The organism is Amycolatopsis sp. CFH S0740 (genome assembly GCF_004522315.1).
Lineage (GTDB): Bacteria > Actinomycetota > Actinomycetes > Mycobacteriales > Pseudonocardiaceae > Amycolatopsis > Amycolatopsis nivea.
Genome location: NZ_SDLS01000010.1, coordinates 151299 through 164061, shown reverse-complemented (window position 1 = coordinate 164061; position 12763 = coordinate 151299). Strand labels below are relative to the sequence as shown.

Annotated in this window: 15 protein-coding genes; 7 read left to right on the top strand and 8 right to left on the bottom strand. The window is 68.1% G+C overall.

Features of this window, described 5'->3' with window-relative positions:
• Positions 1 to 6 precede the first annotated feature (6 nt).
• Positions 7 to 456 carry a MarR family winged helix-turn-helix transcriptional regulator gene (locus EIZ45_RS19370; RefSeq protein ID WP_043830653.1) on the bottom strand — a complete coding sequence of 150 codons (450 nt, stop codon included), beginning with the start codon at positions 454 to 456 and terminating at the stop codon, positions 7 to 9.
• 86 nt (positions 457 to 542) lie between these two features.
• Between EIZ45_RS19370 and EIZ45_RS19365 the strand changes: the two genes are divergently transcribed.
• Complete coding sequence (locus EIZ45_RS19365; protein ID WP_043830655.1) at positions 543 to 947, top strand: nitroreductase family deazaflavin-dependent oxidoreductase; 405 nt, start codon at positions 543 to 545, stop codon at positions 945 to 947.
• Between the two features lies 1 nt (position 948).
• Here EIZ45_RS19365 and EIZ45_RS19360 read toward each other — a convergent pair whose 3' ends face one another.
• Complete coding sequence (locus tag EIZ45_RS19360) at positions 949 to 2091, bottom strand: FAD-binding oxidoreductase (RefSeq protein ID WP_134665280.1); 1143 nt, start codon at positions 2089 to 2091, stop codon at positions 949 to 951.
• Positions 2092 to 2161: 70 nt separating this feature from the next.
• Here EIZ45_RS19360 and EIZ45_RS19355 point away from each other — a divergent pair, with 70 nt between their 5' ends.
• From EIZ45_RS19355 to EIZ45_RS19340, 5 genes are all read left to right on the top strand, one after another.
• The gene (locus tag EIZ45_RS19355; RefSeq protein WP_043830659.1) at positions 2162 to 3037 is read left to right on the top strand and encodes a LysR family transcriptional regulator; all 876 of its coding nucleotides are present in this window, start codon (positions 2162 to 2164) and stop codon (positions 3035 to 3037) included.
• Between the two features lie 203 nt (positions 3038 to 3240).
• On the top strand, positions 3241 to 3318 hold the full coding sequence (locus EIZ45_RS47615) for a tryptorubin family RiPP precursor (protein WP_350539724.1): 78 nt from the start codon (positions 3241 to 3243) through the stop codon (positions 3316 to 3318).
• Between the two features lie 78 nt (positions 3319 to 3396).
• Positions 3397 to 4440, top strand: a complete 1044-nt coding sequence (locus EIZ45_RS19350; protein ID WP_240690736.1) for a cytochrome P450 — start codon at positions 3397 to 3399, stop codon at positions 4438 to 4440.
• A 42-nt stretch (positions 4441 to 4482) separates the two neighbouring features.
• Positions 4483 to 5262 carry an oxygenase MpaB family protein gene (locus tag EIZ45_RS19345; protein ID WP_134665278.1) on the top strand — a complete coding sequence of 260 codons (780 nt, stop codon included), beginning with the start codon at positions 4483 to 4485 and terminating at the stop codon, positions 5260 to 5262.
• 39 nt (positions 5263 to 5301) lie between these two features.
• Complete coding sequence (locus EIZ45_RS19340) at positions 5302 to 6267, top strand: DNA polymerase domain-containing protein (protein ID WP_134665276.1); 966 nt, start codon at positions 5302 to 5304, stop codon at positions 6265 to 6267.
• Here the strand turns inward: EIZ45_RS19340 and EIZ45_RS19335 are convergent.
• Genes EIZ45_RS19335 through EIZ45_RS19325 form a run of 3 tightly spaced genes read right to left on the bottom strand, consistent with a single transcriptional unit; the run spans position 6250 to position 8368 of the window.
• On the bottom strand, positions 6250 to 6987 hold the full coding sequence (locus EIZ45_RS19335; protein ID WP_134665274.1) for a class I SAM-dependent methyltransferase: 738 nt from the start codon (positions 6985 to 6987) through the stop codon (positions 6250 to 6252). The genes EIZ45_RS19340 and EIZ45_RS19335 overlap by 18 nt on opposite strands.
• Positions 6984 to 7382, bottom strand: coding sequence for a 6-carboxytetrahydropterin synthase (locus tag EIZ45_RS19330; RefSeq protein ID WP_037811036.1), 399 nt, complete (start codon positions 7380 to 7382; stop codon positions 6984 to 6986). Before EIZ45_RS19330 ends, EIZ45_RS19335 begins: the two co-directional genes overlap by 4 nt.
• 11 nt (positions 7383 to 7393) lie before the next feature.
• A complete protein-coding gene (locus EIZ45_RS19325; protein WP_134665272.1) occupies positions 7394 to 8368 on the bottom strand; it encodes a zinc-binding alcohol dehydrogenase in 975 nt (324 codons plus the stop codon).
• Positions 8369 to 8401: 33 nt separating this feature from the next.
• Here EIZ45_RS19325 and EIZ45_RS19320 point away from each other — a divergent pair, with 33 nt between their 5' ends.
• Positions 8402 to 9118 carry a CDP-alcohol phosphatidyltransferase family protein gene (locus EIZ45_RS19320; protein ID WP_134665270.1) on the top strand — a complete coding sequence of 239 codons (717 nt, stop codon included), beginning with the start codon at positions 8402 to 8404 and terminating at the stop codon, positions 9116 to 9118.
• A gap of 437 nt (positions 9119 to 9555) precedes the next feature.
• Here EIZ45_RS19320 and EIZ45_RS19315 read toward each other — a convergent pair whose 3' ends face one another.
• Genes EIZ45_RS19315 through EIZ45_RS19305 form a run of 3 tightly spaced genes read right to left on the bottom strand, consistent with a single transcriptional unit; the run spans position 9556 to position 12751 of the window.
• Complete coding sequence (locus tag EIZ45_RS19315) at positions 9556 to 11190, bottom strand: serine/threonine-protein kinase (protein WP_134665267.1); 1635 nt, start codon at positions 11188 to 11190, stop codon at positions 9556 to 9558.
• Between the two features lie 11 nt (positions 11191 to 11201).
• A complete protein-coding gene (locus EIZ45_RS19310) occupies positions 11202 to 11909 on the bottom strand; it encodes a hypothetical protein (protein ID WP_134665265.1) in 708 nt (235 codons plus the stop codon).
• The gene (locus EIZ45_RS19305) at positions 11906 to 12751 is read right to left on the bottom strand and encodes a vWA domain-containing protein (RefSeq protein ID WP_134665263.1); all 846 of its coding nucleotides are present in this window, start codon (positions 12749 to 12751) and stop codon (positions 11906 to 11908) included. The genes EIZ45_RS19310 and EIZ45_RS19305 overlap by 4 nt, the downstream gene beginning before the upstream one ends.
• Between the last annotated feature and the right edge of the window lie 12 nt (positions 12752 to 12763).

Genomic DNA, 12763 nt, shown 5'->3' with positions numbered 1-12763 from the left:
GAACACTCACGACCCATACTCCTCATACGCCCGCAACGTCCTGATCACCAGCGCCCGTTCCCCCGGGCTCAACGGCGACAACGCCGCCTCCCACGCCTTCGCCCCGCGAGCCAGCCACGCGTCGACGGCGGGCCGCTTGTCCGAGTGGATGCTCACGATGGTGCGCCGCCGGTCGTCCGGGTCCTCGGCGCGCTCCAGCACGCCTTGCCGGGACAGGTCGCCGATCATCAGACTCGCTGTGGTGGGCGCGATTTCGAGCCGTGCGGCGAGTTCGTTGACCGTCATCGGGCCGTCGAACAACAGATAGGCCAGCAGGGACAAATGCCGCGGCGCGAGCGCGACGTCGTCGAGTTCCGGCGGCGGCGGCGTCCGCTTCGCGCGCCCGACGAGACGGGGCATGAGAAGCAGCAGTTCGCGGACCCCGTCCTCGACGGTCGGGCCGGATTCGGTGGCCATGCGGCGACAGTACCTGCGCGTGTGTTGACAGCCCGATTCGCGCGATCCTAGGTTTGTTGTTACATCATCAATCAGGGAGTCTTCCGATGTCGGACTGGAACCAGCAGATCATCGACGAGTTCCGCGCCAACGCGGGCAAGGTCGGCGGCATGTTCGAGGGCAAGAACATGGTGCTGATCACGCACACCGGCGCGAAGAGCGGCAAGCAGCGGGTCAGCCCGCTGGTGTACACCACTGACGGCGACCGGATCGTGATCGTCGCGTCCAAGGGCGGCGCGGACACCAACCCGGACTGGTACCACAACCTCGTCGCGAACCCGGCCGTCACGGTCGAGATCGGCACCGACAAGTTCCCGGCGAAGGCGAAGCTCGTCACCGACCGCGCCGAGCGCGACCGGCTCTACGCCAAGATGGTCGAGCACGCGGAGGGCTTCGCGGAGTACGAGAAGAAGACCGAGCGCGTGATCCCGGTCTTCGTTCTCGAGCGCTGACTCAGCCCAGCGGCTGTCCGTAGACGAAGCTCCGCAACCGTCCAGTCGACATCGGGTCCAGCGGAGCGAACAGCTTGGCGTGCGCGGCCTGCACGGTCGCCGCGTCCGGCTCGACCATCGACAGCGCGCGCACGGTGTAGCGCGAATCGGCGGTGAAATCCGGCGCGGACGAGTGCTGGTACGCGCCGCCGAGCAGGTCGATGATCAGCACGGTCGGAACCGGGGCGTCCGGGCCGGCGTGGTCGAGCACAGTGCTCAGCACGTCGTCCCGGAGCTCCGGCAGCACGCGGTTGTCGCCGAGGTACGAGTGCGGGTTCGGCGGTTCCGCGGCGATCTTGCCGGAGTCGGTGAACGGCATCGTGGTCAGCGTTTCCTGGAGCGGGCCGAGCGCGCGCAGGGCCGCGACGAGCTGGTCTCCGCCGGTGCCGAGGCAGGCCACGCGGATGTGCGCGATGTGCTTGCCCCGCAACGGTTCCGGGACCATCGGCAGATCCGGGTACGGCACCATCGCGACCGAGGTGCCGACGGTGTCCGGCAGGTCGCGGGTCCAGTCGCGCCAGGTGCGCAGGACGTCTGGGATCTTGGCGGTGTCGAAGTACAGTCCGCCGCCGTACAGCGTGGTCACCGGCACGAGTTCGAACTCCAGCGCGGTCACGATCCCGGCGTCGAGCGGGCCGGTCGTGCGCGTGCCGTCGGGACGGACGATCTCGGCGGAGCGGACGCGGTCCGACGCCAGGCCGAAGTGCCGGCCGAGGAGGCCGAAACCGCCGCCGAGGGTGTAGCCGACCACGCCGACGCCCGGAGACGAACCGCTCAGCGGCGCGAGTCCGTGTTCCGCGGCCGCGGTGATGACGCTGCCCCAGGTGGTTCCTGCTTCGACGCGTGCCACGGCGCGGTCGGGGTCGATGGTCACGCCGGTCATCCGGCGCGTCGAGATCAGCACGCCTTCGGCAGGCGCGCGCAGCCCGTGGCCGGTCGCCTGCACGGAAACCGGCAGGTCGCGCTCGGCCGCGAGCCGGACCGCCGCGGCGACGTCGTCGGCGCTGGTGGCGGCGACGACCAGGTGCGGAGTAGAGGTGATACCGGTCTGGAACCCGGCGATCTCTTCGCGGTAGCCGGTCTGGTCTGCGGTGAACGTCTGCATGTCTTCAGCGTGCTGGCTCTTCCACGATAAGTCCAAGAGATACTAGTTCCAGCAGCTAGAATTACTGTTTATGGAACTGCATCAGCTGGAGTACTTCGTCGCGGTCGCGGAGGAAGCCAACTTCACGCGCGCGGCGGCCCGGATGCACGTCGCGCAGCCCGGGGTCAGTGCACAGATCCGGCGGCTGGAACGCGAGCTGGGGCAGCCGTTGTTCGACCGGTCCGGGCGCACGGTACGGCTTACCGGCGTCGGCGAGGCCGCGTTGCCGCACGCCCGGGCGGCGCTCGCCGCGGTCGCGGCGGTGCGCGAGACGGTCGCCGAGCACGAGGGGTTGGTGCGCGGCCAGGTGGCGATGGGGATGGTGACCTCCGCCGGGCCGGTGGCGCTGCCGGAGTTCCTGGCCGGGTTCGCGGAACGCTACCCGGGAGTGGAAATCACGCTCAGCGAAGCGAATTCCGACCTGATGGTCGACGCGCTGCGGGAAGGGCGGCTGGACGTCGCGGTGATCGGCCTGGCCGACGGCGTGCCCGCTGGGCTGACCACTCAGATCGTGCTCGACGAGGAGCTGGTCGCGGTCGCTGCGCTGCGTGACGAGTTCGCTGACCGTGCCTCGCTCACCTTGGCGGAACTGGCCGAACGGTCGCTGATCTGCCTGCCCAAGGGCACCGGCATGCGCGGTGTGCTGGATCGCGGGTTCGCCGCGGCCGGGCTGCGTTCGCGGGTGACGATCGAGGCGAGCGACCCGAACGTGCTGGCCAAGCTCGCGATGCGCGGCCTCGGCGTGGCGCTGGTCCCGGAATCGCTGGCTCGCTACTACGCCGAGGAGCTGCACGTCCTGCGGTTGCGGCCGCAGTTGCGCGGGCAGCTGGCGCTGGCTTGGCGGTCCGACGGGCCGGTGGGGCCCGCGGCGCGGGTGCTCATCGAGTTCGCCCGGTCAGTGCTTTAGCGAGCGGCGAAGGATACCGACGCCGCCTCGGATTCGCCAATGAATTCGGGCCGGAATTCCCGAACCGCCGACCGGGAACTCCCGAAATCATCCAGCCGAGTGGGCCGTTCAGGTTATCTTGCCGCGTATTCCCGGGAATTCGCCGTACTGTCGGCAACGGCCGCGAGTGCGGTCGAAGTTTCGGAGAAGACGGAGGAATTTCCGTGAAGCTTGTTCGTCTCGTGCGCAAGGCCCTTCCGAGCAAGAGCCTGAAGTCTTACGCCTGGTACGGCTGGATCTGACGGTCCCATTAAACGGTACCGGCCGGTTCCGGAATTTCCCGGAACCGGCCCGTGCCGCCGCTCGCGAGGAGTTGTGCGGTGACCATTCCCGCTGAACGGAACAAAGTGCGGCAAGTGGTATTCGCGCCGCGCATTCAAGAACTGTTCGACCGTTATCGGGGGAAATCCTTCTTTCGGCTGGAACCGGACACCGTCGGCGTCGCCGGGCCCGAGCTGATGGACGCTTTGCTGCGCAGCCGGCCGGCGAACGCCGAGGAACGGCCGACATTCAAGCCGGTGCGCGGCCGGACCGTTACGCGGCCGGAATCGTCGGCGCTGATGCGCGCGGTCGGCGCGGACGTGCGCGCCGCGCTCAAGAAGCCGCTCGGCGAGGCTGATCTCTCCGGGACGTGGCCCGCCGTGCCGCACAACTACCTGCGGGATCTGGTGTTCGGCCGCGAACAGTGGCGGTTCCGGTTCCTCGTCGACCGGCGGCTGGAGCTGACGCCGAAGATCACCTGGGCGGCGGTCGCCGCCGGAGCCGCGCTCTGGGGACGGCCCGCGCCCGAGGTCGCGCTGTCCACTTTGGCGCGGATGGTGCTGGAGGCGGACACCTACGACCAGCGGCGCTTCGCGATGTACCTCTACCGGCGCGTGGCCGGGCCGGTCTGCTTCACCGTCGCCGCGCTGGTCACGAACGCTTTGTGGCTCAGTTCGCCGCTGGACGACGACGTGCCCACCGAGTACGTGCTCAACGAGGCGCTGCGCCTGCTGCCGCCGTCGTGGAACATCCTGCGCGTGCGTTCGCCCGAGTTCGCCGAGGTGGACGCCCGGATCGGCCCGGGCGACGACGTCCTGCTGCTGCCGCTGCTCAGCCACCGCGACCCCGAACTGTGGGACGCGCCGGACGAGTTCCGGCCGGGCCGCTGGGCTTCGCTCGACCCGGACACCCACCCCGGTTACCTCCCGTTCGGCCACAGCAACGAACGCTGCTGGGGTCGGCACATGGTGCTGCCGCTGGCGGAACGCGTCCTCGACCTGGTCCGGCGCGACGGCCTGGTCGTCGACCCGGCGCAGACGCGGGGCCGGGTGCACCTGGACGGGCTGCTGGAGGTTTCGGACGTGCGGGTCGTGCGCGCCTGAGGGCTCTTGACAACGTGTCAACGGAGGCGTTCCCCTGGACGGATGCTCCAGGACGGCGTGCTCGGGGTCAGCCTGCTCGCGGGCGGCGCGAACGTGATCATGCAGCTGGGCCGGCCCGAGGTCGGGTACGGCGTGCTGGAAAGCCGGGTCGACTCGGGGAATCTGTTCAAGCATCCGCTGAAACGCACGCGGACCACCGTCACCTACCTCGCGGTCGCCGTGCTGGGTACGGACGCGGACCGCGCGGCGTACCGGCGGGCGGTGAATTCGGTGCACGCGCACGTGGTCTCGACCGAGTCGAGCCCGGTGCGGTACCGCGCTTTCGATCGGGAGCTGCAGCTGTGGGTCGCCGCCTGCCTGGCCCACGGCGTCGAGGACGTGCATCGCGTGTTTCTCGGCCGGCCCGCCCCGGAATCCTGGTACGCCGAGGCCGCGGTGCTGGGCACGACGCTGCAGGTGCGTCCGGAAGACTGGCCGGAGGACTTCGCCGCGTACTGGGCGGACGGACTGGCTCAAGTGGACATCGACGACCGGCTCCGCGAGTACCTCACCGCCATCGCGAATCTGGAATTCCTGCCGCGGCCGCTCTCGTTCCTCTTCCGACGGTTCCACCGCTTCGTCACGACCGGTTTCCTGCCGGAGGTGTTCCGCGAGCAGATGCGGCTGCCGTGGTCGGCCGCCGACCAGCGCCGGTTCGATCGGCTGATGCGCGCGATCGGCCGAATGGTGGAACCGCTTCCGGTGCGGGTGCGGCGGTTCCCCTACGACGCGTGCCTCGCGGACTTCCGGCGGCGGTTGCGGAAGGGGAAACCGCTCGTCTAAGCGGTTGACCGGAATGCTGCGGTCGGCAAGGGTTGGCGTATGGCCAAACCGGATGAGGTGCGTGAAGGGGTTTCCCTGACCAACCTCGACCAGGAGCTGTTCGCCGACGCCGGGGCGACGAAGCGCGACCTCGTCGACTACTTCGACGCCGTCTCGGACCGGTTGCTGCCGGTGCTGCGCGACCGTCCGCTGTCGGTGATGCGCGTGCTGCGCGGGCAGGACGCGTTCATGCAGAAGAACCTGCCGAAGTACACGCCGGAGTGGGTGCCGCGGGCGAAACTGTGGGCGGAGAGTTCACAACGGACAGTCACCTACGGCCTGTGCAACGACCGCCGGACGCTGCTGTGGTTCGGCAATCAGCGCGCGGTCGAACTGCATCCCGCGCTGACCCGGGTGGAGCCGATCGGTCAGACCGACCTGATCATGGACCTGGACCCGCCGGAGGGCGCTGACTTCGGCGTCGCGGTGGCGGCGGCACGACTGGTGCGACAGGCCCTGGCCGACGTCGGGCTCGCCGGTGCGTTGAAGACCAGCGGTTCCAAGGGTGTGCACGTGTTCGTGCCGCTGGTTCCCGGTCTGTCCTTTGAGGACGTCGCGGCGGCGACCCGGGCGGTCGGCGCGCGGGCGGAACGGATCGATCCGCAGCTGGCGACCACGGCGTTCATCCGGGAAGACCGGCACGGCAAGGTGTTTCTCGATTCGACCCGGGCGGGCGGGGCGACCGTGGCGGCGGTTTACAGCCCGCGGATCCGGCCGGGCACGCCGGTGTCGTTCCCGGTTCGCTGGGCGGACGCGGACGACGTCACACCGGCGGATTTCACGGTGAAGACCGCGGTGGGGCTGCTCGGCAGTGCCGACCCGTGGGCGGAGGAATTGCCGGAACCGCAGGAACTTCCGGCGGATCTCGTGGCCGAGGGGCACACGATCCCGGTCGCCCGGGTCGCGGCGATGCACGAGGGCAAACGCCGCGCCCGGGCGCGGCGGGAATCAGGGGAGAGCCAGTAAATCCTGGTGGTGCACGGTAACCTCGGTGATCTGCCGATCCTCGGGTACCGCCAGGTCAGGTTGCTCTTCCCGGGCCGCGGCAACGAATCCGCGGTACCAGGTGTCGATGAGTTCGCGGTGTTCCGGGCCGAGCTGCCACGGTGACGGTCTGGTGTGGACGGTCCAACCGTGCCGCTGGAACTCCGCTGCGGTGAAGGCGGCGGCTTCTGGGCCTAGCTTGCCGCCTCGGCGTTGGTGGTCGTTGAAGGCGGCGTTGAGTGCTTCGTCTGCCGCGTCCGCTGGCGTGAGGTGAGCCGATCCGGTCACGGACAACGTGAACAGCGCCGGGCTCTGCGCGTCCACACAGGACTTCACCAATCGCTGGATTTCTTCCTGGGTAAGGAGATCCAGCAGAGCGGAAGCCGTTGCCAAAGAAGTGCCGGTCAGGTTCAGCCGAGTCACGTCGGCCTGTTCGGTCTCGACGCTGATCCCCGGTGGAAGACTGCGTGCGGCGATCTCGAGCAGCCGCGGGTCCTGGTCGTGCAGAATCCACCGCTGCGGTTTCGGGAGGCGACCGGACAGCCAGCGTCCCATCGCCCCGGTGCCGCACCCGAGATCCCGGATGACTGCCGGGCTGGCCGGGAGCAAGGCGACCAGATCGGCCGCCCGCGCCGCCGTGTCGGCCGGTTCTCTGAGCCGCAGCCATTCCGGCGCGTAACCGGAAGAGTCCACTGTGGTCACAAGGAACGCTCGTATCCGGCCGAAGCGGCGTGGGATTCGTGCAGGGTCACCGAAATCTGGGCCAGCCCGCGCGCGTTCTCGCCGAGTTCCCCGGCGTGGATCCGGTCCGCGAGCCGGTCGGCGATCACCTTGGCGAGGTATTCCGTCGACGTGTTGATCCCGGCGAAATCGGGTTCGTCGTCCAGGTTCCGGTAGTTCAGGTCCGCGAGCACCGCGCCGAGCTGCTGGGTGGCGAGCCCGATGTCGACGACGATGTTGTCCGAGTCCAATTCGGACCGCCGGAACGTCGCGTCGACCACGAACGTCGCGCCGTGCAAGCGCTGCGCCGGGCCGAAAACCTCGCCGCGGAAACTGTGGGCGACCATGATGTGATCGCGCACGGTGACACTGAACAACGCGTTCTCCTTTACGGGTAGGTGATTCGGTGAGCCAGTCCGTGCAGAGTTCCGTCCGCTAGCCGTGCCGCGACATCCGGCAGCTCGGCGAAAGTGGATTCGCTGGTGATCAGCGCGTCGAACGCGGGGTCCGCGAGCAGCCGCAACGCCAGCGCCATCCGGTCGCCGTAATCGCGCCGCGCCGCGCGAGCCGGCGAAACGGTGCCGACCTGACTGCCGCGCACGGTGAGCCGTCGCGAATGGAAGTTCTCGCCGAGTGGTATCGACACCCGACGGTCGCCGTACCAGCTCAGCTCGACCACCGTGCCCTCGCGGCCGAGCAGCGCCAGCGAACGCGCGAGCCCGGCGTCGGTCGCGCTGGCGTGCACCACGAGGTCGAGGTCGCCGCTCGCGGTTTCCGGAGTGGCGTACCGGATGCCGAACGCGTCCGCGACCTCGGCGCGGTCCGGGTCGGGGTCGACGAGCTGGACGTCCACGCCGGGAAAGCGGGACAGCAGTCGCGCGACACTGCACCCGACCATCCCCGCCCCGACCACCGCGATCCGGTCGCCGACCAGCGGGGCCGCGTCCCAGAGCGCGTTCACCGCGGTCTCGACGGTGCCGGCGAGCACCGCCCGCGCCGCCGGGACGTCGTCCGGCACCACCGTGACCGCCGACGCGGGCACGACGTACTCGGTCTGATGTGGATAGAGGCAGAACACCGTGCGGCCGGCCAGCTCCGGCGGTCCGGAAAGGACCTCGCCGACGTTCAGGTAGCCGTACTTGACCGGCCACGGAAAGTCGCCCTCCTGATACGGCGCGCGCATGATGGCGTGCTGGCTCTCCGGCACCCCGCCGCGCTGGACCAGACTTTCGGTGCCCCGGCTCAACGCCGAAAATCGCGTTCGGACCAGCACTTCGTCGGCTTGTGGAGCAGCCACCTCGGCCGATCGGAGCTCCCCGCCCTCGGCCGAAGTGAACCAGAAGGCCTGCGCCGCCCGTGTCAAGGTTGTCCTCCGTTGCTGCCGGATCGAGGAGAAATGGCTGTCTCCACCTGTACACGAACCCCGGCCGAGCTGGGTTCAACCGTCGTCCAGCAGGCCCCCGCGCTGCTGGCGCAACTCGCGCTGCTGACCCTGCTGACGGTGACAACCGGCCTCGGCCCGGCCGGCTGGGCAGTCGGCGTGGCCTACCTCCTGGGTTTGTTAGTGCTGCTCACGCAGGGCGCCTGGCGAATCAGGGTGTACCGGCTGGGCCCCGCCGACCAGGTGACCCTCGCCCGAGCGGCCCTCATCGGCACCGTGACCGCTTTGGCCGCCGACCGCCTGGGCGGGCATCCGCAGCTGACCTTGATCGTCCCCATCGCCGCGGTAGCCCTGGCCCTGGACGCACTCGACGGCTACGTCGCCCGCCGCACCGGAACCGTCTCCGCGCTCGGCGCCCGCTTCGACATGGAAGCGGACGCCTTCCTGATCCTGGTGCTGAGCGTCCTAGCCGCCACCACGGTCGGCCCATGGGTACTGGCAATCGGCCTGATGCGCTACGCATTCGTCGCCGCGGCTCGGCTGTGGCCGTGGCTCCGTGCCCCACTGCGCCCCAGCCGAGCCCGGAAGGCAGTAGCGGCTCTGCAGGGAATCGCCCTGACAGCCGCGGTGGCAGGGTTCGCGCCAGTGGTCCTGGCGGGGATTGCGGTGGCGACCTTGAGCTGGTCGTTCGGGCGCGACGTGTGGTGGCTGTACCGGAGCCGCACCGCCTAGAGAATTCCGCTGCGACGATTCTTCTTCAGCCAGGGTTTCGGCGCCGGGAAACCGTCGTGGCGCTTGATCCGCAGTACGGCAAAAAAAGGGCCAGCCGCTTGCCCTCGCAGCACCGCCCGAGCGGGACTACTGCAGGTAAACGGCTGGCCCACGGGATGAGGTATCGGCCCCCCTCAGGCTGATTGCCAACCTCCCAATGCCCACCATAGCGGGGTCCGAATAGCCCCGCTTAACCCGTCCGTGGGTCACCGGTCCGTATTTCTCTTCGCGGTATCTGTCACTGGGTCAATAGCGTTGGGAATTGCGCTCGAGCTGCGGATCTGTGATGATTAGCAATCGCAAAAAGAAACCGTACGCGTATCTTGTTGGCTCAGGGCGTCGACTGGAGTGCGGGTGCCGCCGGGATGCTGCGCCAACCGAGTGGGGCCGTGCGGGACTCAGCGTCCTTCGAACCATCGGCGGAGGCGGGTCCCCCAGGAAGGGCGGGCGGGGGCACCCGGCGGTATCCAGGGGTTGGCTGGAGGCGGGATCGGCGGACGGACCGGCGCGGGCGGCGGTACCCATGGGTTGGCCTGTGGCCTTGAGGCGGGCGGCGGGTATCTAGGCGGCGGCGCCGAAGGCGGCGGCGACGCCGTTGCGGAGGATCTCGGGCCTGCAGCCGGTCGAGCGGGAGCCGGCTTGGCCTGTCGGACAGCGGGCGAATCGGAGTACAGCTCTTTCAAACCCGCCTGGATGTCGATCGGCGGGAACGCTCGCACCCGTTTGGGCGGCGGTGTCGAGGGGGCAGGCGGGTTTTCGCCTCGGCTGCTGGCTCGGAGCGCGATCAGTTCCTCGCCGGAGACCGTCCGCACTGCGGAGCCGCGCACGATCTCGATCTCCGGCGTAAGGTGCCAGCGGCTCTGGTAGGTCGCCAACAAGCCGGTGACCGAAATCCAGCTGCCGTCTAGTCCCCCGAGATTCGAACCGAAGCGTTCTTCGAGAGTGCTTCGAGCTTCGTCGTAGGCGATGAACACGAAGGCGCCTTTTCTGAAGTCGCCGGTGTTCAGGTGGGTGATGTGGCCGCGCGGCAGGTCGGTCTGCTTGATCGATTTGATTTGGCCGAAGACGGTGACCTTGTCGCCGATGTGCTGGAAGAGCTTCTTCCGGTCGTGCGCCTCGATGCAGACGAGTTCGTCCGGGGCGGCCTGGGACGCCCGGCCGTGGTCCTCGGTCGCCTGGCCGCCGGACAAGGCGAGGGTGATCTCGGGCAGCGGGGCCAGGCAGGCCCGCCGGAGCCGGGCAGCTGCGTCGGCGACCGGCCGCATCGCGGACAGCGCGGAGAACAGATTTGACGTGTCAGGTTCGGCGAAGTCGCGCGAGGTGAAGAGAAGGTGGTCGTCGGTGTGGAACCGGCTCCACAACGACGGGGCGTGGGCAAGTGCTTCGAGGGACAGTTCGATGGTCGCAGCGGCGAACTTGTCCAGATCGGCGTTGTAACTGTTTTGCCGGGACGGGTGCTGGTAGTTCCGATGGCCCCGCTCGGACGCGCCATATCGGCGGAGTTCCGGAAGATACATCCCGTCGTAGTCGATCAGTCGGATCGCGTTGTCGTCGTCGATCAGGATGTTGCCGTGCTGGAAGTCGCCGTGCGCGGCACCGGCCGCGCGCAGCTGTGTCGCAGCCTTGGCCACTTCACGGCCCACCGCGGTCAACGCGTCAGGCTCTCGCAGGTGGTCTTCCACCCAATGGTCGAGCTGATAGCCGTCTGCCCACGGCATCTTGACAATGGGATAGCGGGCACCGTTCACCTCGATGCCATGGGGCAAGTAGTCGACCGGGATCAGGAAGGACAGTTCTGGGTGAAGGCTCACGAACCGGGAAATCTGGTGGTAGCGCTCCTCGAGATGGTTTCCCTGCTTGTGAAAACACCGTACGGCCACCTTCTGGCCGTCTACAGTGAACAGGTAGGTCAGTGCGAACCCGCCGGACGCGACGACTGGCGTCATCAGCGGTGTCCGTTCCAGCTCACCACGCGAAAGCACTGGGTCGGTGAACGACTTCTTGAGCTGGACGGCCTTTTGATAGGCTTCCATGTCCGGCAGCGTCATGGGCGTACCACGCAAATCGTCGTGTCGTCGTTGTCGAGGCCATCTGCGCGGAACTCAGCTACCAGGTCCGCGAAGGAGTCAGGACTGGCGAGCAACTGTTCCAGCCATCGCGCCGCTTCGGGGCGCTCCAGTAAGTACTTGGCGAGCGCATCGCTGGCCAGCACGAAAAGATCTCCGGGGAGCCAGGAACCGTGTTGCCTGCGGACCGTGTCGAGGTCGTGCCCGGCTGGCGGATGGGTGCGCAGTACGTCCGGGAAGTTCGTGAACTGGGCGGGATCGTCCAACGGGAAGACCAGTATGATCGCTTCGTCGCGCAGCTGAAACAGGCAGCAGTCGCCCACTGCTTCGCCGTCGAACGCGGAACCGTTCAGGGCGAGCCCGGCGAAGGTCGCGGCACTGCCGTGGGACAGTTTCTGCCTGGCGAACCAAGGCAAGTCTGCGCTGAAGACTTCCTGATGCCATCGCTTGCCGAGCTCGTCGAGCACGGCGACCCGAGTCAGATCAAGCTCATCATTCACATAGGACTGCGCGAGCAGGCGGCTCCAGACCTCCGGACGAGCAGCGTCCGACGCCCCGTCGACAACCGCGAAACGCCGTGTCGTCAGGTTCGTCGCCGCGAAATCTTCATTCTCCGTATCGTCCTTGCCCTGTTTGGCTACCGACGCCGTGACGACGCACAGGCCGGTTCCTCGATCGGTGGTCACTGGCCATCAGTGATCTCGGGGAATCCGCCCGGGGTTATCCCGCGGGTGCCGATGTCGAGGAACTGCACCACCGTCGACGGGTCGGCGTTGTACAGGAAACCACGAGCACCGGGGACCAGGTCGTAGCCGAAGCTGGACGCGGCCTCGGCCATCGGTGTGGGAAGTTCGCTGGACATTTCGAACAGGAGACGGGCCTCCTTGTCCGGCAAAGACGCCGCGGTACCGGGGAAATTGATGCGTCCTTCGCCGGTCCGCGACAGGTGGACGTTGAGCAGAAGCGCGGGGCCGTCGTTCGTGCCAAGCGCCTGGATGCGCTGTGCCGCGGGAAGCGGGTCGCCGTCGGTGGCCATGCCGTCAGTCAGGTTGATGACAATGGGCGGGAAGCTGTCGGGATGGTCGGCGCACCAGGCCGAGACAGCTTTCTCCGCGGCAGCCAACGCTCCGGTCATCGCGGTCCGCCCGCCGTGCACTGTGTCGACCCATACCGGCTGGACGACGAACTCGTCCGGCTGGGCGGGGTCGGGCACGATCTTCTCGACTCGACGCGGCTTGTCCGCTAGGGCGCCTACCGGTCGCAGCGGTTCGTCCACTGTGCTGTTCTCGAACAGCGAGGACACGATATCGGAGTAGCCGAGCGCGCCGACCTGGAAGTAGTCCACGACGCGGCGGCCGCCCTTCGTGCACAGCACGACTGAGGTGGCGAGCACGTTGTTGACCGCGGTGGCGAGTGCGGCAGCCTTCGACATGGTGGCTTGCGACCACGGTTCCGACATCGAATACGACTGGTCGATGAGCAGCATGAGGCAAGCAGGCTGGGCGCGGTTGACTTCGGCGGTGTACATCAGGATCTCCTA